At 65.5% G+C, this 25,178-nt stretch carries 21 protein-coding genes; 11 read left to right on the top strand and 10 right to left on the bottom strand.

From position 1 onward, the window contains the following. Positions 1 to 275 precede the first annotated feature (275 nt). From QSV46_RS20170 to QSV46_RS20160, 3 genes are all read left to right on the top strand, one after another. Complete coding sequence (locus QSV46_RS20170; RefSeq protein ID WP_314955205.1) at positions 276 to 1,343, top strand: acyltransferase family protein; 1,068 nt, start codon at positions 276 to 278, stop codon at positions 1,341 to 1,343. Between the two features lie 92 nt (positions 1,344 to 1,435). Next, positions 1,436 to 4,498 carry a DNA polymerase I gene (polA, locus tag QSV46_RS20165; RefSeq protein WP_314955201.1) on the top strand — a complete coding sequence of 1,021 codons (3,063 nt, stop codon included), beginning with the start codon at positions 1,436 to 1,438 and terminating at the stop codon, positions 4,496 to 4,498. 148 nt (positions 4,499 to 4,646) lie between these two features. Continuing rightward, positions 4,647 to 5,282: a LysE family translocator gene (locus QSV46_RS20160; protein ID WP_314955199.1), complete on the top strand. Its 636-nt coding sequence runs from the start codon at positions 4,647 to 4,649 to the stop codon at positions 5,280 to 5,282. Between the two features lie 163 nt (positions 5,283 to 5,445). Here the strand turns inward: QSV46_RS20160 and QSV46_RS20155 are convergent, their stop codons facing one another. Further along, the gene (locus tag QSV46_RS20155) at positions 5,446 to 6,072 is read right to left on the bottom strand and encodes a glutathione S-transferase family protein (RefSeq protein ID WP_314955197.1); all 627 of its coding nucleotides are present in this window, start codon (positions 6,070 to 6,072) and stop codon (positions 5,446 to 5,448) included. Positions 6,073 to 6,290: 218 nt separating this feature from the next. Between QSV46_RS20155 and pyrE the strand changes: the two genes are divergently transcribed. Both pyrE and QSV46_RS20145 read left to right on the top strand, forming a co-directional pair. Continuing rightward, positions 6,291 to 6,854, top strand: a complete 564-nt coding sequence (pyrE, locus tag QSV46_RS20150; RefSeq protein ID WP_314955195.1) for an orotate phosphoribosyltransferase — start codon at positions 6,291 to 6,293, stop codon at positions 6,852 to 6,854. 257 nt (positions 6,855 to 7,111) lie between these two features. Further along, on the top strand, positions 7,112 to 7,894 hold the full coding sequence (locus QSV46_RS20145) for a DUF2865 domain-containing protein (protein ID WP_314955192.1): 783 nt from the start codon (positions 7,112 to 7,114) through the stop codon (positions 7,892 to 7,894). A gap of 133 nt (positions 7,895 to 8,027) precedes the next feature. On the opposite strand, the gene QSV46_RS20140 is transcribed toward QSV46_RS20145, so the two are convergent. From QSV46_RS20140 to QSV46_RS20120, 5 genes are all read right to left on the bottom strand, one after another. Further along, positions 8,028 to 8,459 carry a hypothetical protein gene (locus tag QSV46_RS20140; RefSeq protein WP_314955189.1) on the bottom strand — a complete coding sequence of 144 codons (432 nt, stop codon included), beginning with the start codon at positions 8,457 to 8,459 and terminating at the stop codon, positions 8,028 to 8,030. 119 nt (positions 8,460 to 8,578) lie between these two features. Beyond that, positions 8,579 to 9,277: a ligase-associated DNA damage response endonuclease PdeM gene (gene pdeM / locus QSV46_RS20135; protein WP_314955187.1), complete on the bottom strand. Its 699-nt coding sequence runs from the start codon at positions 9,275 to 9,277 to the stop codon at positions 8,579 to 8,581. Positions 9,278 to 9,400: 123 nt separating this feature from the next. After that, complete coding sequence (locus QSV46_RS20130) at positions 9,401 to 11,965, bottom strand: ligase-associated DNA damage response DEXH box helicase (RefSeq protein WP_314955184.1); 2,565 nt, start codon at positions 11,963 to 11,965, stop codon at positions 9,401 to 9,403. 163 nt (positions 11,966 to 12,128) lie between these two features. Next, complete coding sequence (locus QSV46_RS20125; RefSeq protein ID WP_314955181.1) at positions 12,129 to 13,358, bottom strand: ABC transporter substrate-binding protein; 1,230 nt, start codon at positions 13,356 to 13,358, stop codon at positions 12,129 to 12,131. A 115-nt stretch (positions 13,359 to 13,473) separates the two neighbouring features. Next, positions 13,474 to 14,400 (bottom strand): class I SAM-dependent DNA methyltransferase, encoded by a 927-nt coding sequence (locus QSV46_RS20120; protein ID WP_314955178.1) that lies wholly within the window; start codon positions 14,398 to 14,400, stop codon positions 13,474 to 13,476. 133 nt (positions 14,401 to 14,533) lie between these two features. Between QSV46_RS20120 and QSV46_RS20115 the strand changes: the two genes are divergently transcribed. The 5 genes from QSV46_RS20115 (at position 14,534) to QSV46_RS20095 (ending at position 19,737) form a co-directional block, all read left to right on the top strand. Then, on the top strand, positions 14,534 to 15,571 hold the full coding sequence (locus QSV46_RS20115; RefSeq protein ID WP_314955240.1) for a ligase-associated DNA damage response exonuclease: 1,038 nt from the start codon (positions 14,534 to 14,536) through the stop codon (positions 15,569 to 15,571). Then, positions 15,568 to 17,226, top strand: a complete 1,659-nt coding sequence (locus QSV46_RS20110; RefSeq protein ID WP_314955175.1) for a cisplatin damage response ATP-dependent DNA ligase — start codon at positions 15,568 to 15,570, stop codon at positions 17,224 to 17,226. The genes QSV46_RS20115 and QSV46_RS20110 overlap by 4 nt, the downstream gene beginning before the upstream one ends. Positions 17,227 to 17,350: 124 nt before the next feature. Continuing rightward, positions 17,351 to 17,653, top strand: coding sequence for a DUF6460 domain-containing protein (locus QSV46_RS20105; protein ID WP_314955172.1), 303 nt, complete (start codon positions 17,351 to 17,353; stop codon positions 17,651 to 17,653). Positions 17,654 to 17,675: 22 nt separating this feature from the next. Further along, the gene (locus QSV46_RS20100) at positions 17,676 to 18,410 is read left to right on the top strand and encodes an MBL fold metallo-hydrolase (protein WP_314955169.1); all 735 of its coding nucleotides are present in this window, start codon (positions 17,676 to 17,678) and stop codon (positions 18,408 to 18,410) included. 1 nt (position 18,411) lies between these two features. Further along, a complete protein-coding gene (locus tag QSV46_RS20095) occupies positions 18,412 to 19,737 on the top strand; it encodes an MATE family efflux transporter (RefSeq protein ID WP_314955166.1) in 1,326 nt (441 codons plus the stop codon). Between the two features lie 125 nt (positions 19,738 to 19,862). On the opposite strand, the gene QSV46_RS20090 is transcribed toward QSV46_RS20095, so the two are convergent. Next, positions 19,863 to 20,960, bottom strand: coding sequence for a quinone-dependent dihydroorotate dehydrogenase (locus tag QSV46_RS20090; RefSeq protein WP_314955163.1), 1,098 nt, complete (start codon positions 20,958 to 20,960; stop codon positions 19,863 to 19,865). Further along, positions 20,957 to 21,301, bottom strand: coding sequence for a DUF952 domain-containing protein (locus tag QSV46_RS20085; RefSeq protein WP_314955161.1), 345 nt, complete (start codon positions 21,299 to 21,301; stop codon positions 20,957 to 20,959). Before QSV46_RS20085 ends, QSV46_RS20090 begins: the two co-directional genes overlap by 4 nt. A gap of 293 nt (positions 21,302 to 21,594) precedes the next feature. On the opposite strand from QSV46_RS20085, the gene QSV46_RS20080 reads away from it, so the two are divergent. Further along, on the top strand, positions 21,595 to 22,248 hold the full coding sequence (locus tag QSV46_RS20080; RefSeq protein WP_314955160.1) for a helix-turn-helix transcriptional regulator: 654 nt from the start codon (positions 21,595 to 21,597) through the stop codon (positions 22,246 to 22,248). Between the two features lie 124 nt (positions 22,249 to 22,372). On the opposite strand, the gene QSV46_RS20075 is transcribed toward QSV46_RS20080, so the two are convergent. Both QSV46_RS20075 and QSV46_RS20070 read right to left on the bottom strand, forming a co-directional pair. Further along, on the bottom strand, positions 22,373 to 24,016 hold the full coding sequence (locus tag QSV46_RS20075; protein ID WP_314955158.1) for a lysine--tRNA ligase: 1,644 nt from the start codon (positions 24,014 to 24,016) through the stop codon (positions 22,373 to 22,375). Positions 24,017 to 24,167: 151 nt separating this feature from the next. Continuing rightward, entirely contained in the window at positions 24,168 to 25,103 is a 936-nt protein-coding gene (locus QSV46_RS20070) for a transporter substrate-binding domain-containing protein (protein WP_314955156.1), read from the bottom strand. Positions 25,104 to 25,178 lie beyond the last annotated feature (75 nt).

Here is a 25,178-nt window from a genome sequence, read left to right as displayed (position 1 = left end):
TGACCGAAATCCGCAAAGCAGGCTCCGGACACCAGTCCCACATAGCCCGTTCCGATCATCGCGATTCGCATGAGAAACCCTGTTCAGCTTGGTTAACGAAACCCCAATGCGGGGCGGTTTAGCACTTTCCCGAGGCGAGGGAACAGTCCGCGCGCCAAAAACCGGCACGCGAATTGAACCGGTAAAGAAGTCGGAAACCACTGGGCTCCACACTGCTCCAGGATGGCTCCAACGCCAGCCAGAGCCGGGCGGAACACGCCTCGAAACGGGACACCATGGCACCATCAGGCACAATTGCCGCGAGCGGGGGCTCCAATGCCTCGGCTGCCGCGCGCGTCGACTGGGTCGACTACGCCAAGGGCATCTGCATCGTCATGGTCGTGATGATGCATTCGGTGCTGGGGGTCGAGCTCGCCGCCGGCCAGACCGGCTTCATGCACGTGCTGGTGGCCTTCGCAAAGCCGTTCCGGATGCCGGACTTCTTCCTGATTTCGGGGCTGTTCCTGCCGCTGGTGATCGACCGGGACTGGCGAACCTATCTCGACCGCAAGGTGGTGCATTTCGCCTATTTCTATGTCGTCTGGGTGACAATCCAGTTCGGCTTCAAGGCGCCCGCCTTCGCGGCGGAGACGGGCTGGCGCGACGTTGGCCTGCTGTATCTGGAATCCTTCATCGAGCCGTTCGGCACGCTGTGGTTCATCTACCTGCTGCCGGTCTTCTTCGTCGTCACGAAACTGACACGCAAGATCCCGCCGCTGGCGATCTGGCTCGTCGCGGCCGCGCTGGAGACCGCGAGCATCGCGACCGGCTGGACCGTGATCGACGAATTCTGCGCGCGCTTCGTCTACTTCTATTCAGGCTATCTGTTCGCACCTTACGTGTTCGGGCTGTCGGATCGCGCACGCAGCCATCCCGCGCTGGCAGTCGTGGCGCTCGCGGCCTGGGCGCTCGTGAATGCCGGCCTGGTCGTGATTGGCGCCAGCGAATGGAAGATCGTCTCGCTCGCGCTCGGCTTCGCCGGCGCGTGCGCCATCATCACCATGGCCACGCTGCTCGCGCGCGCGCAGTGGTTGAACTTTTTCCGTTTCTGCGGCGAGCATTCGATCGTGATCTATCTCGCCTTTTTCCTGCCGATGGCGACCACACGGACACTGCTGCTGCGCACGGGCATCATTCCCGACATCGGCACAATATCGCTGATCGTCACCATTTTCGGCGTGATCGGAGCGCTCGCGATCTGGCAGCTGGCGCTGCGGCTCGGCGGCAATTTCCTGTTCGAGCGGCCCGATGCATTTTGGATCGCGCCGAAGAAGGCGGGGCCGGTGTTGCAGGCGGCGGAATAGTGGGGAATCACAGCGGGGGATAGCTGCGCCACCACCCCAAAAATCCGCCTGCCTAGGCTGTCAAAACCCGCAAAAATTCATACATTGCGGCCATGCCCAAAACCGCGCCCAAGACATCCCCGAAGACCACCGCCGCAGCCGACACCAAATCCGCTGCTGACAAGCCTGCTGCCAAACCAGTCGCGGCGAAGGCAGCCGGCAAGGGCGACCATGTCTTCCTGGTCGACGGTTCCTCCTACATCTTCCGCGCCTATCACGCGCTGCCGCCGCTGAACCGCAAGTCCGACGGTCTTCAGGTCAACGCCGTGCTCGGCTTCTGCAACATGCTGTGGAAGCTGCTCCGCGAGATGCCCGAGGACAACCGGCCGACGCACCTTGCGATCATCTTCGACAAGTCGGAGATCACCTTCCGCAACAAGATCTATCCCGAGTACAAGGCGCACCGCCCGCCGGCGCCGGACGATCTGATCCCGCAATTCGCGCTGATCCGCGAGGCGGTGCGCGCCTTCGACCTGCCCTGCCTGGAACAAGTGGGCTTCGAGGCCGACGATCTGATCGCAACCTACGTGCGGCAGGCCTGCGAGCGCGGCGCGACCGCGACCATCGTATCCTCCGACAAGGACCTGATGCAGCTCGTCACCGACTGCGTCACCATGTACGACACCATGAAGGACCGCCGCATCGGCATCCCGGAGGTGATCGAGAAGTTCGGCGTGCCGCCGAACAAGGTCGTCGAGGTGCAGGCTTTGGCCGGAGATTCCACCGACAACGTGCCTGGTGTGCCCGGCATCGGCGTGAAGACCGCGGCGCAGCTGATCATCGAATATGGCGATCTCGACCAATTGTTGTTCCGCGCCGGCGAAATCAAGCAGCCGAAGCGGCGCGAGGCGCTGCTCGAGAACGCGGAGAAGGCGCGCATCTCGCGGCAGCTCGTCCTGCTCGACGACAAGGTCGACCTCGAGGTCCCGCTGGACGATCTCGCCGTCCACGAGCCCGACGCGCGCAAGCTGATCGCCTTCCTGAAGGCGATGGAGTTCACGACGCTGACGCGGCGCGTCGCGGACCATTCGCAGATCGATCCGGCCAACGTCGATGCCGATCCCGGCTATGCAAGAGGTGCCAGCGTGTTCTCGCCGCTGCCGCCCTCGGACGTCGTACCCGCGCCGGGCACCGGCACAGCGGCGCAAGCTGCGCCGGGTGGGCGCAACGCATCGGCGGGCAAGGAGGACAAGGCCGCGAGCCTCAAGGGCGCGCCGATCTCGCTTGCCGCCGCGCGCGAGGAAGCGCTGCGCAAGCTTTCGGTTGATCGGAGCAAGTATCAGGCGATCAAGACGCTGAAGGAGCTCGACGCATTCATCGCCCGCATCCACGATGCGGGTCAGGTTGCGATCGAGATCAGGGCGAACTCGATCGATCCGATGCAGGCCGATCTCTGCGGCATCGCGCTGGCGGTGGCGCCGAACGAGGCCTGTTACGTGCCGCTGGCGCACAAGCAGTCCGGCGGCGGCGCCGGCCTGTTCGACGCCGGCCTTGCGGCCGATCAGGTCAAGCATGCCGAGGCGATCGAGGCGCTGCGGCCGGTGCTGGAATCACCAGGCATTCTCAAGATCGGCTTCGACGTCAAATTCACCGCCGTGATGCTGGCGCAGCACGGCATCACCCTGCGCAACAGCGACGATGCGCAACTGATTTCCTACGTGCTCGATGCCGGCCGCGGCTCGCATGCGCTGGAGCAGCTGTGCGAGCGCTGGTTTGGCCACGCCATGCTGAAGGAGAGCGAGCTGCTCGGCAGCGGCAAGGGCAAGATCACCTTCGACCAGGTGCCGATCGACAAGGCGACGCCGCTGTCGGCGGAAGGCGCCGACGTGACCTTGCGCATCTGGCGCGTGCTGAAGCCGCGGCTCGTCGCCGAGCACATGACCACCGTTTACGAGACACTGGAGCGGCCGCTGGTGTCGGTGCTCGCGCGCATGGAGCGGCGCGGCATCTCGATCGACCGCCAGGTGTTATCGCGCCTGTCCGGCGACTTCGCCCAGACCGCCGCGCGCGTCGAGGCCGAGATCCAGCAGATTGCGGGCGAGCCGGTCAATGTCGGCAGCCCGAAGCAGATCGGCGACATCCTGTTCGGCAAGATGGGACTGCCGGGCGGCACCAAGACCAAGACCGGCGCGTGGTCGACCACCGCGCAGGTGCTCGACGAGCTCGCCGAGCAGGGCCACGACCTCCCGAAGAAGATCCTGGAGTGGCGCCAGGTCTCGAAGCTGAAATCGACCTACACCGACGCGCTGCCGACCTATGTCAATCCGCAGACCCATCGCGTCCACACCACCTACGCGCTGGCCGCGACCACAACGGGGCGGCTCTCGTCGAACGAGCCGAATCTGCAGAACATCCCGGTACGCACCGAGGACGGCCGCAAGATCCGCCGCGCCTTCATCGCAACGCCCGGGCACAAGCTCGTCTCCGCCGACTATTCGCAGATCGAGCTGCGGCTGCTCGCCGAGATCGCCGATATCCCGGTTCTGAAGCAGGCGTTCAAGGACGAGCTCGACATTCACGCCATGACAGCGTCCGAAATGTTCGGCGTGCCGATCAAGGGCATGCCGAGCGAAATCCGCCGCCGTGCCAAGGCGATCAATTTCGGCATCATCTACGGCATCTCGGCGTTCGGGCTTGCCAACCAGCTTGGTATCGCGCGCGAGGAGGCATCCGCCTACATCAAGAAATATTTCGAGCGCTTCCCGGGCATTCGCGCCTACATGGACGAGACCCGCGATTTCTGCCGGAACCACGGCTACGTCACCACGCTGTTCGGCCGGAAAATGTACTATCCCGACATCAAGGCTTCGAACGCTTCGGTGCGCGCCTTCAACGAGCGCGCCGCGATCAACGCGCGGCTGCAAGGCACCGCGGCCGACATCATCCGCCGCGCCATGACGCGGGTGGAGGACGCGCTGGCGGAGAAGCAGCTCTCGGCGCAGATGCTGCTGCAGGTGCATGACGAATTGATCTTCGAGGTGCCCGACGCGGAGGTCGAGGCGACGCTCCCGGTCGTGCAGCATGTGATGCAGGACGCGCCGTTCCCGGCCGTGCTGCTCTCGGTGCCGCTGCACGTCGACGCGCGCGCGGCGAACAACTGGGACGAGGCGCATTGAGCTGCCTCTTCACCTCTCCCCGTAAGAATGGGGCGAGGGAGCGCACCGGGCGCGGGGCGGCGAATCGAATTGTCCTCGGTACAATTGCGCGATAGCCCTCCAGCAGCTCGCATATTAAATCATCGCGTCTCCCGCACTCGGTTCGTCCATGCCCCACACCTCCGCCCTGCTCGGCTTCGCCCTCGTCTGCCTCGGCCTCGTGCTCACGCCCGGGCCGAACATGATCTATCTGATCTCGCGCTCGATCACGCAGGGCCCGGTGGCGGGCATCGTCTCGCTCGGCGGCGTGGCGCTGGGATTCGTGTTCTACATGCTGTGCGCGGCGTTCGGCATCACCGCGCTGCTGCTGGCCATTCCCTTTGCCTATGACGCGTTGCGCCTGGCCGGCGCGGCTTATCTGTTGTGGCTCGCCTGGCAGGCGGTGAAGCCGGGCGGGCGTTCGCCGTTCCAGGTAAAGACGCTCGCGATCGACAGCCCGCGCAAATTGTTCGCGATGGGGTTCGTCACCAACCTGCTCAACCCGAAGATCGCGATGCTGTATCTGGCGCTGCTGCCGCAGTTCATCGATCCCGCCGCCGGCAGCGTGCTGACGCAGTCGGTGGTGCTCGGCGCAATCCAGATCGCGATCAGCGTCAGCGTCAACGCCATGATCGCGCTCGCGGCCGGATCGATCGCGCTGTTCCTGGCGAGCCGGCCGAGCTGGATGCTGGTGCAGCGCTGGCTGATGGGGACGGTGCTGGCCGGGCTCGCGGTGCGGATGGCGGTGGAAGCGAAGAAGGTGTAGCGGACGCCGCCAAGCACACCCCGTCCGTGTCCCGGACGCGCTGCTGCGCAGAGCCGGGACCCAGAAAACCAGGAACGAGATCGGAGAGGCATGGGCCCCGGCTCTGCAGTGCACTGCTTGCGCGCTGCACTGCGTCCGGGGCACGCGATGCGAACCTAAGAGACTAATCCAGCTTCGCCTCCATGCCGCGCTTCACCGCGGGCCGCGCCATCAGGGCTTCGTACCAGCGCTTGACGTTGGGGAAGTCGGCCAGCTCAACCTTGTGGCGAGGGTGGCGCCAAGCCCAGCCCAGGATGGCAAAATCGGCCACCGAGAGGTCGCCGGCGACGAAGTCGTGGTCCGCCAGCCGGCGGTCGAGCACGCCGTAGAGCCGGCGGGTCTCGGCCATGAAGCGCTTCAGGCCGTAGGCGCGGTCCTGCTCGTTCTCCAGCGCGATGAAATGATGCACCTGGCCGGGCATCGGCCCGAAGCCGCCCATCTGCCACATCAGCCATTCGTAGACGGGAATGCGGCCCGCCAGCGATTTCGGCAGGAATTTGCCGGTCTTTTCGCCGAGGTAAAGCAGGATCGCGCCGGATTCGAAGATGCTGACGGGCTTGCCGTCGGGCCCCTCGGGGTCGACGATCGCGGGGATCTTGTTGTTCGGCGAGAGCTTGAGGAACCCTGGCGCCATCTGCTCGCCCTTGGTGATGTTCACCGGGACCACCTTGTAAGGCAGCCCCATTTCCTCCAGTGCGACCGAAATCTTGCGGCCGTTCGGCGTGTTCCAGGTGTGCAGCTCGATGGTCATGCCTTGTTTTCCTTCCCCCAAGACGCTTGGGTGCCAGTCGCTTGGGTGCCAGACGCTTGGGTGCCCGGCCTGGGCCCTCCACTACTCCAGAAGGTTGCACCCCCACAACCGGTGGAGCGGGATGGCCGATCCCTGTTGACGGGGGACGCCCCCTCTGGAATGTCGCGTCCGTCGCGGATAGATTCCGCCTTCACCAAAAATGCTCCCGAGGGACCGCCGTGTCGAAATCTGCCTCCCGCGCCCGCCTGTTCGAAATCATCCGCCGGCGCTCCTTCGGCCGCGGCGAGGTGACGCTCGCGTCGGGCCGCAAGAGCGATTTCTACTTCAACCTCAAGCCGACCATGCTCGACCCCGAGGGCGCGACCCTGCTCGCCGAGCTGACCTATGAGGCGCTGAAGGACGACAATCTCGATTTCGTCGGCGGGCTCGAGATGGGCGCGGTGCCGCTGGCCGGCGCGCTGGCGCAAATCTCCTGGATCAAGGGCCATCCGATCGCCGCGTTCTTCGTGCGCAAGAAGCCGAAGGAGCACGGCGCCAAGCTCGCGATCGAGGGCCTGCCCAAGGGCGAGACGCTTGCCGGCAAGCGCGTCGTGATCGTCGAGGACGTCACCACCACAGGCGGCTCGGCGATGAAGGCAGTGGGATCGGTGCGCGAGACCGGCGCCGAAGTGGTGCTGGTGCTGACCATGGTCGACCGCGAGGAAGGCGCCACCGACACGTTCGGCGCGGCCGGCCTGCCGTTCCGCTCGCTGTACAAGGCCTCGGAATTTTTGAAGGCGTAGGGCGGCGAAAGATTTCTCCGCCGTCATGCCCGGGCTTGACCCGGGCATCCACGTCTTTGCGCACGAAAGTTCGTGGATGGCCGGGACAAGCCCGGCCATGACGGTTTCGTCATTCAGGCCCCTCAACCGCTCATTTACCATCCCGCTCTATGGTGAATCATTCGCTGAGACCTGAGGGTCCCGGCCCGGTTCAGTAGCGTCGGGTGGAGTAAGCGTTGCGTACAGTCATGTCCCATGCGCGCCGGCGGCGTCGCGCGATGCTTGTGGCCGTCACCCTGGCAGCACCGCTGCTTGCGGCTCCGACCCCGGTTTCGGCCGAGGGCCTGTTCGACTTCTTCTTCGGCGGCATGCAGCAGCAGCGGCCGCAGCGTGGGGTGCCGCAGCAGGCGAGCTCCTATGCCGATCCCTTCACCGGCCAGCAGAACGCCGCAACACCGCAATATGTGCCGCCGACTCGTTCGGCCGCAGCCGGCGGCTCCGGGCCGGCCTTCTGCGTGCGCAGCTGCGACGGCAAATATTTTCCGTTGATGCGCGGCCTCGCCTCACCTGCGCAGATGTGTCAGGCCTTCTGTCCCGCCAGCGCGACGAAGGTCTATTTCGGCTCCTCGATCGACGGCGCCGCGTCGCAGACCGGCGAGCGCTACGCCGACAGCGAGAACGCGTTCGCCTATCGCAAGGCGCTGCGCGCCGACTGCACCTGCAACGGCCGCGAGCCGGTCGGCCTTGCCCCGGTCGACCTCGCGCTGGATTCCTCGCTGAAAGCCGGCGACGTGATCGCGACCACCGACGGCCTCGTCGCCTATACCGGCATCCGCGTCGGTAACGATCAGGCTGCCGACTTCACCCCGGTCGTCTCCTATCCCGGTCTCACCGCGCAGGTCCGCGCGCGGCTCGGCGAGATGAAGGTAGCCCCGGTGCGGGCGGAGACGGTCGCAACAGATGCTCCGGCCTCGGCCGAGATCGTGCGTGAGGCGCTGCCTGATGTGACGGTGCCAAAGACGACGGCGCAGAAGCCGGCGAAGCGGGCGGGATTGGATTAGCCCGGTCTCGTGTCCCGGACGCGGCACGGCATGAAATGACGCGACGCTGAGCCGGGACCCAGAATGCCGCAAAGACGGGCCCCGGCTCTTCAGCGCATCGCTGACGCATTGCGCTTTGTCCGGGCACGGGCGGCTACCTCCCGATAATCACCCCGATCACGTTCGGCGCCGCCAGATATTTCTCCTCGATCTCGGCGCGTGCGGCGGCGCGGTTTTCCGCCGTGAGCAGGCCGCGCTTCTCGGCCAGGATCATCCAGCAAAAGCCCCACCAGTCGGTCAGCATGCCCGTCTCGCCGATCAGGTCATAGCCCTGCTCCGCCGCGAAGATGCGCGCTTGCGCCTCGTCGAGCGTATCGAGGAACAGATGGTCCTCGGCCGAGAACAGATCGTCGCTGATGTCGTCGATGGTGTAGCCCCAGATCGACTGGCATACCGCGTTGAACTCGCGGTCGAACTGGTCGTCATCGACCCTCTGGCGCCGCGCCGCCTGATGCAGCCGCGACAGCGAGCGCGCGAAATCGGCGATCCGGGTGAGCGCGAATTGATCGAAGGCAATGGTGGACATGTAGTCCTCGCAAAGTCTGATAGACGCTAGATATGGTGTCGGCAGCGCGCCGAATCACAATGATATATCAAAGACTTGCTAAAGTGTTCTAAATTTGTTCCGAAGCGATGCCGGGATTTTCAGTAACAGCGCGACGCCGCAATGGCGTGGACGCGGCGGTCACCGAGCAGATGGGCAACAAAGCCGTCCCTCGGGAAGATTTTCGCGAAGGCGGCGTCGCGGATGCTGAGGCCGCCGGCATAGGCACCGAAGGCGGGCATCACGGCGCGCATGCCGTCACTGGCAAAGCAGCGGCGCTCCATCGAACGGCCGCGCGCGGAGACGCGGGCCTTGGGATGGAGATGGCCGGCGATCTCGCCATGCGCGCCGGTCGGCTCATGGCGGAAGGTGATCGGGCCGATTGCGACCTCGTCGGCGATGGTGCCGCCGAGATCGCGCGGCAGCATCGGATCGTGATTGCCCGAGATCCAGATCCAGTCGCGGCCGCTCTGGAGCGCGGCGACGGCATCGCGATCGTCCGGCGACAAGCGCTCGTGCGCGGTGCGATCGTGAAAACTGTCGCCGAGCGCGATGACGGTGCGAGGATCATGGCGGGAGATGACAGCAGCAAGACGGCTGAGCGTTGCCAGCGTATCGTAAGGCGGCAGCAGAACGCCGCGCGTGGCGAAGCTCGAGCCCTTTTCCAGATGCAGGTCGGAGAGGACGAGCAGGCGCTGCTCGTCCCAGAACAGGGCACCGGAAAGATCGGCGTAGAGCGAAATACCTGCGACGTCGACGCAGCGCGTCGTCGTCACCGAAAATGCCACTTGCTCCGTCATGGCCGGGCTTGTCCCGGCCATCCACGTTCTTGCCGCAGCAAGAAAGACGTGGATGCCCGGGTCAAGCCCGGGCATGACGATGAGGAGAGATTTACGCCGCAAAACTTCATTCTTGTTGGCTGTCTACGACATCGCCTCTTTGACGAGCTCGTCGGCCGCTTCCGCCAAAAGCTCGTCTGCTGCTTCGCCATAGACTGACTCGCGGCCGATTTCCAGCATCACGGGCACGGCGAGCGGGGAGACGCGGTCGAGTTCCCGGTGCGTGATGCGGCCCTGGATGCGCGTGAGCATGTCGCTGAGCCGGCGCAGATCGAGCAGGCCGGTGGCAGCATCCGCTCGCGCGGCGCGAAGCAGGACATGATCGGCCTGGTGCTTGCGCAGCACATCGTAGACCAGATCGGTCGAGAACAGCACCTGGCGGCGGCTCTTCTCTTCGCCGGTATGCCGCCGCGCGATCAGGCCGGAGATGATGGCGCAGTTGCGGAACGTGCGCTTCATCAAGGCGGATTCGGCGAGCCAGGCTTCGAGGTCGTCGCCGAGCATGTCGGGGTCGAACAGCGCGTCGAGGTCGATCCTGCCGTCGCGGATCATGAAGGACAGGTCGCCGAGCGCCCAGACCGCGATCGCATATTCGTTGGCGACGAAGCCGAGCGGCCGGGCGCGCATCCGCTCCAGCCGGCGCGTCAAGAGCATGCCGAGCGTCTGATGCGCGAGGCGTCCTTCGAAGGGATAGCAGACGAGATAATGCTTGTTGGCGCGTGGAAAGCTTTCGACCAGCAGTTCACGCACCGCGGGCACGTGCGAGGCGTCCCTTTGCTGGGACAGCCAGTCGCGCACCTGCTCCGGCAAGCCACCCCATGCGCGCCCGTCGTCGAGCAGACGGCGCACGCGCTCGGCAAGATAGGTCGAGAGCGGGAACTTGCCGCCCATATAGGACGGCACTTTCGGATCCTTGTCATGCGCGCGCGAGACGTAGACCTGATCCTCGACCAATGTTTCGTAGCGCACCACCTCGCCGCTGAACACGAACGTGTCGCCGGGCGAAAGGCCCTCGATGAAGGCCTCCTCGATCTCGCCAAGCAATCGGCCGCCGCGCGCGATCACGCCTGTCGAACCCGCACCTCCGCCGCGCGAGCGCACCAGCCGCACCTTCAGCATGTCGTCCTCGACGATGGTGCCGACATTCATGCGGTAGCTCTGCCGCACCTTGGGATTGGCGACGCGCCAGCGGCCTTCCTTGTCCTGCTTGATGCGGGCGAAGCGCTCATACGTCTTCAGTGCGTAGCCGCCGGAGGCGACAAAATCGACGACGTCGTCGAAATCCCGGCGCGACAGATCCGCGTAAGGCGCAGCGGTGCGGATCTCGCCATAGAGTTCGTCGCTCAAGAAGGGCTCACCGCAGGCGCAACCCAGCACATGCTGGGCCAGCACGTCGAGCGCACCGGTGCGCAAAGGCGGCGTATCCTGCGCGTTTTCGGCAATGGCATCGATGGCCACACGGCACTCCAGCACCTCGAAGCGGTTGGCCGGCACCAGCACCGCGCGCGAGGCTTCGTCGAGACGGTGGTTGGCGCGGCCGATGCGCTGCATCAGGCGCGAGGAGCCTTTTGGCGCGCCGATATTGACGACGAGATCGACGTCGCCCCAGTCGACGCCGAGATCGAGCGAGGAGGTGCAGACCACGCCGCGCAGTCTGCCCGCCGACATCGCATCCTCGACCTTGCGGCGCTGCGCGACATCGAGCGAGCCGTGATGCAGCGCGATGGCCAGGTTGTCATCGTTCATGCTCCAAAGGTTCTGGAACAGCATCTCGGCCTGGCTGCGGGTGTTGACGAAGACGAGCGTGGTCTTGTTGGCCTTGATCAGCTCGTAGATCTCGGGAAGCGCATGGCGCGCGCTGTGGCCGGCCCAGGGCAAGCGTTCGCGCGTATCCAGCATCTCCACCAGCGGCGGCGCGGCGCCGCCGGCGATGACGATGTCGGCGGATTTGGCCTTGTCCCTGGGTTGCGGCACCAGAAAGCGCGCCAGCGATTCCGGCTCGGCCACCGTCGCGGACAACCCGATCGCGCGCATCTGCGGCGCCAGCCGCCAGAGCCGCGCGAGGCCGAGCGAGAGCAGATCACCGCGCTTGGAGGTCACCAGCGCGTGCAGCTCGTCGAGCACGATGCGTTTCAGGGAGGAGAACAGGAACGGCGCGTCGTCGGAGGACAGCAGCAGTGCGAGTTGCTCAGGCGTCGTCAGCAGGATATCCGGCGGATAGCGCCGCTGGCGCTGCCGCCGGGACACCGGCGTGTCGCCGGTGCGGGTCTCGATCTTGATCGGCAGCCCCATCTCGGCGACCGGCCGCTCCAGATTGCGCGCGATATCGACGGCGAGCGCCTTCAGCGGTGAGATGTAGAGCGTGTGCAGGCCGCCGGTGCGCTGGAGGCTGCGGCCGGTGGAGACGACCGTCTTTGCCTGAGCCGTGGGCGCCGCGCTCAGCTCGATCAGCGTCGGCAAGAATCCCGCCAGCGTCTTGCCGGCGCCGGTCGGCGCGATCAGAAGCGCGCTGGCGTCCTCGCGCGCCTTCTCCAGCAGCGCCAATTGATGCGCGCGCGGCGACCAGCCGCGGGCCGAAAACCACCCCTGGAAACGGTCGGGCAGCAGCGCGGCGGGCTCGGCCGGGGATTTGAAGATGCGGGGCGGCACGGCATCACAGGTAAGCCGTGGGGGTGGGTTCGTCGAGGGGGTGGGAGGTCCCGTAGGGTGGGCAAAGCGGAGCGTGCCGTGCCCACCATCTATCCCGGGCCGCGAAGGTGGTGGGCACGCTTCGCTTTACCCACCCTACGGCTTTCGCGATTGCGGAGAGAGCCTACTCCGACATCGGCTTGTCGGAGATGTCCCAGTCCTTGCCGGTGAAGGTGGAGATGAAGAGCGTCTTCATCGGCGTGTAGTCCTCGGGCGTGTAGCTGTAATTCACGCCGTCCAGGAAATAGGGCGAGTGGAAGCCGTTGAGGTTCGAGGCCTGCTTCAGCACGTTGGCACGGGTGAGGTCGTCGCCGCAGCGGCGCAGGATCTCGCCCATGGTCGCGGCCTGGCCATAACCGGCGAAGGCAATGGTATTGTCGGGGTCGATCGCCGGCGTGTACTTCTTGCGCAGCTCCTCGAACGCCATCACGTCCGGATCCTTCTCCCATTTGGGCAGGCCGACCTCCTTGTTGTAGCGGATCGCGACGATGCCGGTGGCGTTCTCGAGCCCGGCGGCGTTGAGGATCGAGCGCCCCGTCGAGCCCGCCGATAGCAGTTGCAGCGGCTTCCAACCGAGCTCGGCCACTTTCCGGATCGACTGCGACGATGCCTTGCCGGTCGAGATGTTGTAGAAGACGTCGGCACCCGACTTCGAGAGGTTGATGAGCTGGGAATCGACGGTCGGCTCGGTGAGATCGTAGGTCTGCTCCATGATCACCTGGGCGGTGCCGCCGGCATCCGCCAGCACCTTCTTGAACGGACCCAGAAAGTCGCGGCCAAAATCATCGTTCTGATAGAGAATGCCGATCCTGGCGTTCGGCTTCGCGCTGACGACGTGCCGCGCCAGGATGCGCGCCTCGGTCGGATAGAGCGGCAGGCCCGCCATCGTCCATTTGAACTCTTTCGGGTTGTTCCACTTGGACGCGCCGGTGTTGAGCAAAAGCTGCGGCACCCCCTTCGTGTTCAGGTATTTGTGCACGGCGGTCTGCGGGGCGGTGCCGAGCGAGCCGTAGAGCGCCAGCACCTCCTCCTGCTCGACCAGCCTGCGCGTGGCCTCGACGCATTTCGGCGCGCTGTAGGCATCGTCCATGGTGAGGAATTTGACCTTGCGTCCGTTGATGCCGCCCTTCTCGTTCAGCATCTGGAAATAGGCCTCGCCGATGCGCCCGAGCACGCCATAGAGCGAGCCCGGGCCGGAATGCGGCACGGTCTGCCCGATCTTGATCTCGGTGTCGCTGGCGCCGGCATCGTATTTCTTCTCCGCAGCCCAGACATAGGGCGCGGGCAAAGTGGACGCGGCGATGGTGGCGAGCGCGCCGGCGCTGAAATCGCGCCGCGATGGATTGTTGGTCATTATTTGTCTCTCCCTGGTGCGCGCATTGTGCTGGCATCGCCGCGCGGCTCGCAAGTGAGAAGTCACGGCTTTGCGACGCAATGACGCTCAAATCGCAGGGTATTAGCGCCTAGACTCAAGTTTTCTCCGCGACCACGACGAGGCCGCGCACCGGCTCGTTATTCTCGATGCGCGGAGATGCCGGCTCCAGTGTCAGCAGCTTGAGGCCGGCGCTGGCAATGGCCCCGCGGACATATTCCGCGGCATGGGCATAGCGCAGGCCTTCGCCTAAAACGATGCCGCTGCCGTCATGCGTCTCCAGCGTGAAGGCGAGCACGCCGCCGGATGCGAGCACGCGCTTTGCCTCGGTCAATACCGGCGCGAGATCGGAGAGATAGACGAACGCGTCCGCGGCGACGACGAGGTTCGCGCATCCGTCGCCCTTGCCGCGCAGGCCCTCGATCATGTCGGCCACTTCGAGCTCGGCATAGAGACCGGTGGCGCGCGCCTCCTTGATCATGCCGGACGACAGATCGATGCCGATGCAATGATCGACCTGCTTTGCGAAGGCGGCAGCCGCAAGCCCGGTACCGCAGCCGAGATCGATGGCGCGCTTGAACAGGGCCGGCTTCCTCGCGGCGACGCGCGCGGCGAGCACCGCCTTGAAGATCAGCGATGGCGCGCGATAATCGAGATCGTTGACCAGTACGTGCTCGAAGCGCGGTGCGTATTGATCGAACAGCGCCTGCACATAGGCCTTGGGCATTTCGGACAATTGCTCGTCGCCGAGGCGAATCAGATGCAGGTGAGCGCCGTGCTGGTCCCCCGGATCGCACCGGCGCGCTTCGCGAAACGCCGCGATCGCCTGGTCGCGCTCGCCGAGCTGGCTGCGGATTTCGCCGAGCGTGAACCAGGCGGAGGTGAAGTTCGGTGCAAGCTCGATCGCCTGCTCCATGAGGTCGGCAGCTGCCGGCAGATCACCCTTGAGCTGGAGGTCGCGCGCGAACTCGAAGCGGCGGTCGGCCATGAGATCGCCGGAGGAGTGGAACAGACGCAGGGGCATTCGGAACCGGTTCGTTATTGCCGGGCTTGACCCGGCAATCCGTCAAAAAAAGGAACTGTTTAAGGGGATGGATGCGCGGGTCAAGCCCGCGCATGACGGGTGACTATCGGGCACCGGTGCCTATATGAAAACCATGCGTCCGCAAGACATCCTGCTGCCAGTTGCTGCCGGCCTGTGCTGCAAGCCCGGCGGCTTCCACATCGACCCCGTCCGTCCCGTGGAGCGGGCCGTGATCACCCACGGCCATTCCGATCACGCCCGCGCCGGCCACGGCGCGGTGCTGGCGACGCAGGAAACGCTGGACATGATGCGGCTGCGCTATGGCGACAACTTCGCCGGCTCGACGCAGGCGATCAGCTATGGCGAGGAGATCCGGCTCGGCGACGTCACGGTCAAGTTTCACCCGGCCGGTCACGTGCTGGGCTCGGCGCAGATCGCCGTGACCTGCAAAGACACCTGCATCGTCGCCTCCGGCGACTACAAGGACGCGCCCGATCCGACCTGCACGCCGTTCGAGCTCGTGCCCTGCGACGTCTTCATCACCGAGGCGACGTTCGGCCTGCCGGTGTTTCGGCACGGCGATGCCGCCGACGAGGTCAAGAAGCTGCTGGCATCGGTGGCGCTGTTTCCGGAGCGCGCGCATCTGGTCGGCGCCTATTCCCTCGGCAAGGCGCAGCGCGTGATCGCGCTGCTGCGCCAGGCCGGCTATGGCGCGCCGGTCTATCTGCATGGCGCGATGGAGACGATCACCGAGTACTATCAGAGCCGCGGCATCGACCTCGGCGAGCTCAGGCCGGTGAAGGGCGTGAAGAAGGCGGCGCTCGCCGGCACCATCACGCTGGCGCCGCCGTCGGCCACCTCAGACCTCTGGACAAGGCGCTTTCCCGATCCGGTCACCGCCTTTGCTTCGGGCTGGATGCGCGTGCGCGCCCGCGCCCGGCAGCGCGGCATCGAGCTGCCGCTGGTGATCTCCGACCACGCCGATTGGGATGGCCTCACCGCGACGATCGCGGCGACCGGCGCCGGCGAGATCTGGGTCACCCACGGCCAGGAGGACGCGCTGGTGCATTGGTGCAAGAGCCGCGGCTTGCGGGCACGGCCGCTCGATCTGGTCGGCTATGGCGACGAGGAGGAGAGCGAGACGCCGATTCAAGACGAGGCCGAAGCATGAACCGCTTCGCCGAGCTGCTGGATCGCCTCGCCTACGAGCCCGGCCGCAACAACAAGCTGCGGCTGATCACCGGCTATTTCCGCGAGGTCGGCGATCCCGACCGCGGCTACGCGCTGGCGGCGCTCACCGGCGCGCTCAGCTTCAAGCACGCAAAGCCCGCGCTGATCCGCGACCTGATCGCGGCGCGAACTGATCCGGTGCTGTTCGGGTTGAGCTACGATTACGTCGGCGATCTCTCCGAGACGGTGGCGCTGATGTGGCCGAAGGCGGTGGGGGTCCACAACAATCCACCACCGCCAACGCTGACCGAAGTCGTCATCACGCTGCGCACGCTTGGCAAGACCGAGCTGCCAAAACAGCTCGCACGCTGGCTCGACGAGCTCGGCGAGACCGGCCGCTGGGCGCTGCTGAAGCTCGTCACCGGGAGCTTGCGCATCGGCATCTCCGCGCGGCTGGCCAAGACCGCAGCCGCCGCGCTTGGCGACAAGGACCCGCACGAGATCGAGCTGATCTGGCCCGGTCTCGCGCCGCCCTATCTCGACCTGTTCGCCTGGCTGGAAGGCCGCGGCGAAAAGCCGGTCAATCGCGACCCGGCGCCGTTCCGTCCCGTGATGCTGGCGCATGCGATCGAGGACACCGATTTCGCCGCGCTGGATCCGGCCGATTACATCGCCGAGTGGAAATGGGACGGCATCCGCGTGCAGGCGGTGGCGGGACGCGACGACCGCGGACACATCACGGCGCGGCTCTATTCACGCACCGGCGAGGATATCACGGGAAGCTTTCCGGACCTCGTGCCATCGCTGCGGCTGCCGGGCGCGATCGACGGCGAGCTTCTGATCCTGCGCGAGGGTCGCGTGCAAAGCTTCAACGTGCTGCAGCAACGGCTCAACCGCAAGATCGTCTCGCCGAAGCTGATCAAGGAATTTCCGATCCACCTGCGCGCCTACGATCTGCTCGGCGACGATGCGAACGATCTGCGCGAGCTGCCGTTCGCGGAGCGGCGCGAGCGGCTGGAAGTCTTCATCGCAAAGCTCGACGATCCCCGCATCGACCTGTCGCCGACCGTCCCCTTCGCCAGCTGGGAGGCGCTGACCGCCGCGCGCGCCGAGCCCGCGAGTGCCGGCGCGGGCGAAGATGCCGACGCCGTCGAAGGCGTCATGCTGAAGCGGCGCGATGCGCCCTATCTGCCGGGACGGCCGAAGGGGCAGTGGTGGAAGTGGAAGCGCGATCCGCACATCATCGACGCCGTGCTGATGTATGCGCAGCGCGGCCACGGCAAACGCTCGTCCTATTACTCCGATTACACCTTTGGCGTCTGGACGGAAGGCGATGCCGGCGACGAGCTGGTGCCGGTCGGAAAAGCCTATTTCGGCTTCACCGACGAGGAGCTCCTGCTGATCGACCGCTTCGTCCGCCGCAATACCACCGAGAAATTCGGGCCCGTGCGCCATGTCGTGCACGAGCGCGACAAGGGGCTGGTGCTGGAAGTGGCGTTCGAGGGCCTGCAACGCTCGCCGCGGCACAAATCCGGCGTCGCGATGCGCTTTCCCCGCATCAGCCGGCTGCGCTGGGACAAGCCGCCGCGCGAGGCCGACCGGCTGGAAACGCTGGAAAAGATGCTGAAGACGGAAGCGGCGGAGATCGAGGCGTGAATTGCCGCCACAAAAGCGGCGTGCCCCGAATTAAACTCCCGTAACCCGATTGACGCCCCGTTGCGGGTTCCCCATCTGCCTCGCCGTGCCCTATAATGGGGTCGAATCCGCCAAGGAGTTTGAAATGGTCCAAGACGTCAGAGATTTGCCGGCCGGCCGCAACGACGGGCTGAACCGCTTTCTCGGCGGCTCTCCGCTGGCGGTCGCGTTTCGCCTGGTCCTGCTCTCGATCCTGGTCGGCGTCGTCCTGGCCACGATCGGCTTCGATCCCTGGAATATCCTCTACAGCATTCGCCTGCTGTTCCAGCGCATCTGGGATCTCGGCTTCGACACCGTCAACTGGCTGTGGCGGTACTTCCTGCTCGGCGCGGTGATCGTGATCCCGATCTGGCTGTTGATGCGCGTCTTCGGCGCGCCGCGCCGCTAGGACCCTTACGGAGTCGCAGCCGATGCAATTGCGCTTTGTCGGCTGCGGCGACGCCTTCGGTTCCGGCGGCAGGCTCAACACCTGCTTCCACATTTCGGGGCGCGAAGCCAATTTCCTGATCGATTGCGGAGCGTCGGCCCTGCCGGCGCTGAAACGGCTGGAGATCGACCGTAACGACATCGATCTCATCCTCATCACGCATTTCCACGGCGACCATTTTGCCGGCCTGCCGTTTTTCCTGCTCGACGCGCAGTTCTCGCGGCGGACGCGGCCGCTCACGATTGCCGGCCCGCAAGATATCGAAATGCGGCTTGCCAACGTGATGGAAGCACTGTTCGAGCATTCCTCGAAGACCAGGCAGCGCTTTGAGCTGAACGTCGTCGAGCTTACGCCCGGGCAAAGCCGAGGCTTCGGCGTGGTGAATGTGACGCCCTACCCGGTCGTGCACGGCGAATCCGGCGGACCCTTCCTTGCCTATCGCGTCGCGGCCGAGGGCCGCACGCTCGCCTACAGCGCCGATACCGAATGGACGGAGACGCTCATTCCGCTGGCGCATGGCGCGGACCTTTTCATTGCGGAAGCCTATATGTACGAGAGGGTGGTCAAGAACCATCTCAGCCTGACGACTTTGGAACAGCATTTGCCCGCCATCGGCGCCAAGCGGCTTGTCCTCACCCATATGAGCGACGACGTGCTGTCGCGCCTCGACGACGTCGACCATCTCGCCGCCGAAGACGGCATGGTGCTCGTGTTCTGACATGCACGCGCCAATTCCCCTCAAGATTGGCTCCCGCCAGGTGTTCGCCATCGCAGGTCCCGCGATGGTCGCGAACCTCACCACGCCGCTGATCGGCGTGGTCTCGACCACGGCGATCGGCCGGCTCGACGATGCCGCCCTGCTCGGCGGCGTCGCGATGGCCTCGGTCGTCTTCGATTGCCTGTTCTGGCTGTTCGGCTTCCTGCGCATGAGCACGCTCGCCTTCACCGCGCAGGCGCTCGGCGCCGGCGAGACACGTGAGCAGACCGTGATCCTGGTGCGCGGCTTCATCGTCGCCGGCTTGATCGGGGCCGCACTGATCGTGCTGCAATTGCCGCTCGCCGCCGCGCTGTTCCACCTGATGGGCGGCAGCGAAGGCGTCACGGGCGCCGCAAAAACCTATTTCATGATCCGGATCTGGTCGTCGCCGTTCGCGCTCGCCAATTACGTTATCCTCGGCTGGCTGATCGGCCAGGGCCGCGCCAATCCGGCGTTGTTGCTCCAGGTCGTCATCAACCTCGTCAATATGGTGGCGACCATCATGCTGGTGCTGGTCTACGACACCGGCATCGCGGGTGCAGCGATCGCAGCGCTGCTGTCGGAAGCCGTCGGGTTCGGTCTCGGCCTGATCGTCTGCCGCCGATATGCCGACGGTGGCTTCGCCGTGCCGTACGCAGCGCTGTTCGACCGGGCCAAGCTGATGCGGCTGCTGTCGGTGAACTCCGACATCCTGATCCGCACCGCGGCGCTGATCGCCACATTCCTGTTCTTCACGGCCAAGGGTGCGCGCGCCGGCGACGTGACGCTGGCGGCGAATTCCGTGCTGAACAATTTTCTCCTGGTCAGCGCGTTCTTTCTCGACGGTCTCGCCAACGCGGCACAGCAGCTCTGCGGCCGCGCCGTTGGTGGCCGCGATGCCAGGGGGTTTGCGGATTCCACAAGGCTGGTTCTGCTCTGGGGCCTCGGCTTCGCGCTGATGGTCGCGGTGCTGTTCGCCCTCTCCGGTCCCAACCTGATCGACTTCATGACGGCCAACGACGCCGTCCGCCGCGCCGCGCGCGAATTCCTGCCGTTCATCGTGCTGGCACCTATCCCCGGCGTGTTCGCCTTCGGCTTTGACGGCATCTATATCGGCGCGACCTGGGCGCGCGAGATGCGTAATCTGATGCTGGTCTCACTTGCGATCTTCCTCGCCGCCTGGTGGTCGCTGCAATCGTTTGGCAATGCCGGACTGTGGAGCGCGCTGATCGTCTCCTACCTGTCGCGCGGCGGCCTGCAGGGCGCGCGCTATCCGGCGCTGTACAGGGCGACCTTCCCGAAATCGTAGCTCTCGTGTCCCGGACGCGCTGCAGCGTGAAACGCTGCTGCGCAGAGCCGGGACCCAGCAGGCATGGGTCCCGGATCAGCAGCGCACCGCTACGCGCTGCGCTGCATCCGGGGCACGAGACCGCCTCACATCCCCGGCCAGTCTTCCGCCGTGAGCGTCGCAGCATCGGCACCGACGATTTCTGACAGCGAATCGCGCCCCGTGCGGAGCAGCGTCGAGGTGAGGTCGCGCTTGATCTCGTCGACCAAGCCGAGGCCCTTGTAGACCAGCGACGAATAGAGCTGGACCAGGCTTGCACCCGCGCGGATCTTCGTCAGCGCCGCGCCGCCGGAGTCCACGCCACCCACGCCGATCAGCGGGAATGCACCCTCGACGCGCACATAGGTCTCCGCGACCATGCGCGTCGACAGGCGGAACAGCGGCCGGCCGGACAGGCCGCCCCCTTCCTTCGCGCGCGTCTCCTCGCGCAGCGTGCTCGGCCGCGCGATGGTCGTGTTCGACACGATCATGCCGTCGACCCGGCGCGAGCGCGCCACCTGCACGACGTCGTCGAGCTGGGCGAGGCTCAGATCCGGCGCGATCTTCAGCAGCACCGGCGTGTCGCCGGCCTTCTGCCGCACCCGCTCGCGCGCGTCGATCACGCGTGCGAGGAGATCGTCGAGCAGCGCGCCTTCCTGCAGATTGCGCAGGCCCGGCGTGTTCGGCGAGGAGACGTTGACGGTGAAATAGCTCGCGACCGGCGCGAAGATCTCGATCAGCTTGACGTAGTCGCCAACGCGATCCGGTGAATCCTTGTTGGCACCGACATTGACGCCGACGATGCCGCCATGCTGTGCGCGCGCCGCGAGCCGGCGCAGCGCGATGTCCGCGCCGTCATTGTTGAAGCCCATGCGGTTGATGACGGCCTCGTCGCGCTCGAGCCGGAACAGCCGCGGCCGCGGATTGCCGCTTTGCGGCAGCGGCGTCACCGAGCCGATCTCGACGAAGCCGAAGCCGAGCCGGAGCAGTGCATCCGGCACCTCCGCGCTCTTGTCGAAGCCCGCGGCCATGCCGATCGGATTGGTAAAATTGAGCCCGAAGGCGCGCACCGCGAGCTTGGGATCGTCAGCGCGCGGCTTGACCGGCGGCAGGAAGCGCAGCCCCTGGATCGCCAGACGATGCGCGTCCTCCGGATCGAGCCAGCGCAGCACCGGCAGCGAAAGAGCGTCGAAGGCGCGGATCACGGGGCAAGCTCCGGAACGTCGTGGCCGCCGTCGGAGCGCATGTTGAGGTTCGTCACCGCGATCACCGCGCCGAGATCGAGCTCACTATAAAGGTGCGGAAACAGCTCGTCATTGCGCGAACGCTCCCAGCGCAATTCGCTGCCGAGCGCATCGCCGTCGACCTCGACCAGGAACAGCGCACGCTGCCCGGAATAATGCTTGCGCAAGGTCTCTGGAACCTGGGCGGCGGTCGAGAAATGGATGAAACCGTCGCGCGAATCGTCTTCACTGCCCCGGTAGACACCCTGCCGTTCCGCCTCGCGCCAGGCCGAGGCCGGACAGATTTTGTAGATCTTGACCACCGCTTCCGCAGCCCTGTTTGCTCGTTGAGTCTTTTGGGTTTTTTCGTCTCGTGCGGGTCCTCGAAACCCGGGCGCGACCGTAAAGGCCACCTCCTCCGAACTCAAGACTTAGAGCCATTTCCGTTGCGATGAAATCGGAACGGAGCTCCAAATTCTTGTTTTGGCGGGTTTTCTCGACGCGGACCGGTATCCGCTTGGCTTGCAAGCGCTTGTGCCCCGCCCCCTTGCGCGGAAAACAGAAAGCCGGTTGATTTGAGGATAGTTTTCCTGAGTTGCGACGGGCTGGACCTCCCATGGTCAAGCAGGCCAAAGCGCAGAGAATCCTGTCTCACGGCCAGATCTGGGTTGCGCTGGATCGGCTGGCGGCGCGTGCCGGCCTGTCGCCATCCGGCCTTGCCAAGCGCGCCGGGCTCGACCCCACCACCTTCAACAAGTCCAAGCGCGTCACCGCCGACGGCCGCGAACGCTGGCCCTCGACCGAATCGATCGCAAAAGCGCTGGCGGCGGCCGGCGCCTCGATGGACGCTTTTGCCAGACTGATCGACGACGATTCCGGCGACAGCCGCTCTGTGCCGCTGCTCGAGCTGGCCGAGGCCGGCACGAGCGGCGCTTTCGACGAAGCCGGCTTTCCGTCCGGCAGGGGCTGGACCGAATTTAAGCTTCCGGCTGCCGAGGACAGCCGCAGCTTCGCGCTGGAGATCTCCAGCGATGCGCTTGCGCCGGTTTATCGCGACGGCGACATCATCCTGGTCTCGCCCGGCACGCCGATCCGCAAAGGTGATCGCGTGGTGGTCAAGACCCGGGCCGGCGACGTGACCGTCGCGACGCTGAAGCGCCGCTCGGCCAGGGCACTGCAGTTGCAACCGCTCGATCCGTCGCAGGCCGAGCGGACGACGGCGGCAAGCGACGTCGCCTGGATCGCGCGGATCGTGTGGACGAGCCAGTGAGCTTGTTCCACTGTCATTCCCCGCGAAAGCGGGGAATCCAGTACGCCGCGGCCTATCGACTTTACAAGGGCTGCCCTCTCGAACACGGGATCACCGCCTTCGCGTGATAACAGCGAGAATGCGGCTACGCGCTCCGCGCCAGCGCGCCGTCGATCATGTTCACCGCGTTCTGCACGCCATAGACGGCAACGAACGAGCCGAAGCGCGGGCCCTTCTCCTGGCCGAGCAGGACCTGGTAGAGCATGTTGAACCAGTCGAGCGTGACGCCGGGACGGCCGTCCTTGCCCTTCTTGACCTGGTCGAGGAACGGCTCGCGGCGGCCGATCTCGTAGACGACGTTCTGGATATCCTCCGCGGAAGCCTCCTGCGGAAGCTGCGACAGCGCATCGCGCAGATCCTGCAACGCGGCGCGCTCAACCTCGGTCGGTTCGCGGAACTGCTTCGTCGGCGCGACGAAGTCGCGATAATAGTTGATGGCGTAGCCGACCATCGCATCCAACTTCGGATGCGTCTGCGGGCTCACGCCGGGACGATAGCGGCCGATAAATCCCCACAGCGTCTCGGCATTTTCCGCGTTCGACGACGACACCAGCGTGAGCAGCAGTTGGAAGGTGACGGGCATGTCGCCTTTCGGCGGATGGCCGCTATGGACGTGCCAGACCGGATTACCGAGCTGCTGCTTGGCATCCTGCTTCGAAAAGCCGTCGATGAACTGCTGGTAGTCGTCGACATTGCGCGGGATGACGTCGAAATAGAGCCGCTTGGCCGCCTTCGGCTCGCGGTACATGAACAGCGACAGCGATTCCGGCGAGGCGTAGCGCAGCCACTCGTCGATGGTAAGGCCGTTGCCCTTCGACTTCGAGATCTTCTGCCCCTTCTCGTCGAGGAAGAGCTCGTAGTTGAAGCCTTCGGGCGGCGTGGCGCCGAGTGCCCTGGCAATCGCGCCGGACAGCTTCACGGAGTCGATCAGGTCCTTGCCGGCCATCTCATAGTCGACGCCGAGCGCGACCCAGCGCATCGCCCAGTCGGCCTTCCACTGGCACTTGACGTTGCCGCCGGTGACGGGCGTCTCGACTTCCTGGTTCGTATCCGGGTCGACATAGGTCACCGTGCCCGCCGCGACGTCGCGCCGGATCATCGGCACCTGAAGCACGACACCGGTGGTCTTGCTGATCGGCAGGAACGGCGAATAGGTCACGCGGCGATCGGGGCCGAGCGTCGGCAGGATGATCGCCATCACCTTGTCGTAGGCGGCGAGCATCTTGAGCAGCGTCGCGTCGAAGCGACCTGACGTGTAGTAGTCGGTCGAGCTCGCGAACTCGTAGTCGAAGCCGAAATGATCGAGGAAGGCGCGCAGGCGCGCATTGTTGTGCGCGCCGAACGACGGGTAGTCGTTCGAGAACGGATCCGGCACCCGCGTCAGTGGCTTGCCGAGATGCGCGGCCAGCATCTCCTTGTTGGGGACGTTGTCGGGCACTTTCCGAAACCCGTCCATGTCGTCGGAGAACGCCAGCAGGCGTGTCTTGATCCTGTCCTCGGTCAGCACGCGGAAGGCATGGCGCACCATCGAGGTGCGCGCGACCTCGCCGAACGTGCCGATATGCGGCAGGCCTGACGGACCGTAGCCGGTCTCGAACAGCACCTCGTCCTTCGGGCTTTTCTTCAGCCGCGCGACAATGGCCTTCGCCTGCTCGAACGGCCAGGCGTTGGATTGTTCGGCGAGGATGCGAAGATCGCTCGGGCTCATGCTGGGATCGATAACGGACATCAAGGGGCCTCCGGGGCGCGGAAAATAGCGATTTCCGGGCAGAATGCAAAAATGGGCTTGATCGTCATTCCGGGGCGATGCGCCAGCATCGAACCCGGAATCTCGAGATTCCGGGTTCGCGCTTCGCGCGCCCCGGAATGACAATCGATGGCTAAAACGGGCTCACCGAAAAATACCGCAGCCACAGATCGGTGTAGCGGCCTTTTTCCCAGACGCGGAACATCGCCCAGTTCAGGGCCTGGCGCAGCACGTCGTTGCCCTTGCGCACGGCGATGCCGATGCCCTCGCCGAAGAAGCGGCTCTCGACAAAGGGACCGCCGGAGAAGGCACAGCAATCCCCGGAATCGGTACCGTTGATCCAGAACGCCAGCGAGATGGCGTCGCCGAAGATGAAATCGACCTCGCCCTTGCGCAAGCCGCTACGCATGGCGTCGTCATTGGGATAGGGGTGCAACTCGGCGTCGGTGAACATCGCCTTCAGATAGGCCTCGTGCGCGGAGCCGGCGATGACGCCGACTTTCTTGCCTTCGAGATATTCGGGGCGGATCTCCGGCATCACCGCGTCCTTGCGCGAGGCAAAGCGCGCCGGCACGCGGTAATAGGGATCGGTGAAATCGACGCGGGCGCGGAGCTGCGGGCTCACCGCCATCGAGGCGATGATGGCATCGCCCCGGTTGGAGGAGAGCGCGTCGACCAGCGTCTCGAAGCGGCGCATCTGCACCGTGCAGGTCACCTTGATCTCCTCGCAGAGCGCGCGGGCGAAATCGACGTTGAAGCCGGCCGGATTGCCGTCGGCACCGGTGTAGTTGAACGGCGGATAGTCGGTCTCGGTCAGGAAACGGACCACGGTCAGGCGCGACAGGTCCGGCCGCTCCGGCCGCCGCCGCGGGTCCCAGAAACCAGGCACAGCCTGAGGGGCCGCTTGGGGTGCGACCTGAGGTGTGGCTTGGGGCGCCGCGGGAGGCTGCTTGGCCGGCACCTGCGCCTCCGCGGCGGGCAAGCCTGCGAGCAGGCAGACGCCGACGACCAGCCCCGTCAGCAAGCCACGGCCAGATTTGAACGATTTCGCCTGTTGCGATGGAGCCATCGGCCGGAAATGAACGAATTTCGTTGGGATCGGAGGGCCTTATAGACCATCCCGCCGGGAACGCGAGCGGGGATT

It is taken from the genome of Bradyrhizobium cosmicum, assembly GCF_032290525.1.
Taxonomy (GTDB): domain Bacteria; phylum Pseudomonadota; class Alphaproteobacteria; order Rhizobiales; family Xanthobacteraceae; genus Bradyrhizobium; species Bradyrhizobium cosmicum_A.
Note: the sequence above shows the minus strand (reverse complement) of the source record. Positions and strands in the feature narration are given on the sequence as shown.

Excerpts from the sequence above, each read along its gene's own strand:
- QSV46_RS20170 (WP_314955205.1), top strand. The coding sequence starts at position 276 with ATGGCACCATCAGGCACAATTGCCGCGAGCGGGGGCTCCAATGCCTCG.
- polA (WP_314955201.1), top strand. The coding sequence starts at position 1,436 with ATGCCCAAAACCGCGCCCAAGACATCCCCGAAGACCACCGCCGCAGCC.
- QSV46_RS20160 (WP_314955199.1), top strand. The coding sequence starts at position 4,647 with ATGCCCCACACCTCCGCCCTGCTCGGCTTCGCCCTCGTCTGCCTCGGC.
- QSV46_RS20155 (WP_314955197.1), bottom strand. The coding sequence starts at position 6,072 with ATGACCATCGAGCTGCACACCTGGAACACGCCGAACGGCCGCAAGATT.
- QSV46_RS20145 (WP_314955192.1), top strand. The coding sequence starts at position 7,112 with ATGCTTGTGGCCGTCACCCTGGCAGCACCGCTGCTTGCGGCTCCGACC.
- QSV46_RS20140 (WP_314955189.1), bottom strand. The coding sequence starts at position 8,459 with ATGTCCACCATTGCCTTCGATCAATTCGCGCTCACCCGGATCGCCGAT.
- pdeM (WP_314955187.1), bottom strand. The coding sequence starts at position 9,277 with ATGACGGAGCAAGTGGCATTTTCGGTGACGACGACGCGCTGCGTCGAC.
- QSV46_RS20125 (WP_314955181.1), bottom strand. The coding sequence starts at position 13,358 with ATGACCAACAATCCATCGCGGCGCGATTTCAGCGCCGGCGCGCTCGCC.
- QSV46_RS20120 (WP_314955178.1), bottom strand. The coding sequence starts at position 14,400 with ATGCCCCTGCGTCTGTTCCACTCCTCCGGCGATCTCATGGCCGACCGC.
- QSV46_RS20115 (WP_314955240.1), top strand. The coding sequence starts at position 14,534 with ATGCGTCCGCAAGACATCCTGCTGCCAGTTGCTGCCGGCCTGTGCTGC.
- QSV46_RS20110 (WP_314955175.1), top strand. The coding sequence starts at position 15,568 with ATGAACCGCTTCGCCGAGCTGCTGGATCGCCTCGCCTACGAGCCCGGC.
- QSV46_RS20105 (WP_314955172.1), top strand. The coding sequence starts at position 17,351 with ATGGTCCAAGACGTCAGAGATTTGCCGGCCGGCCGCAACGACGGGCTG.
- QSV46_RS20100 (WP_314955169.1), top strand. The coding sequence starts at position 17,676 with ATGCAATTGCGCTTTGTCGGCTGCGGCGACGCCTTCGGTTCCGGCGGC.
- QSV46_RS20095 (WP_314955166.1), top strand. The coding sequence starts at position 18,412 with ATGCACGCGCCAATTCCCCTCAAGATTGGCTCCCGCCAGGTGTTCGCC.
- QSV46_RS20080 (WP_314955160.1), top strand. The coding sequence starts at position 21,595 with ATGGTCAAGCAGGCCAAAGCGCAGAGAATCCTGTCTCACGGCCAGATC.
- QSV46_RS20075 (WP_314955158.1), bottom strand. The coding sequence starts at position 24,016 with ATGTCCGTTATCGATCCCAGCATGAGCCCGAGCGATCTTCGCATCCTC.
- QSV46_RS20070 (WP_314955156.1), bottom strand. The coding sequence starts at position 25,103 with ATGGCTCCATCGCAACAGGCGAAATCGTTCAAATCTGGCCGTGGCTTG.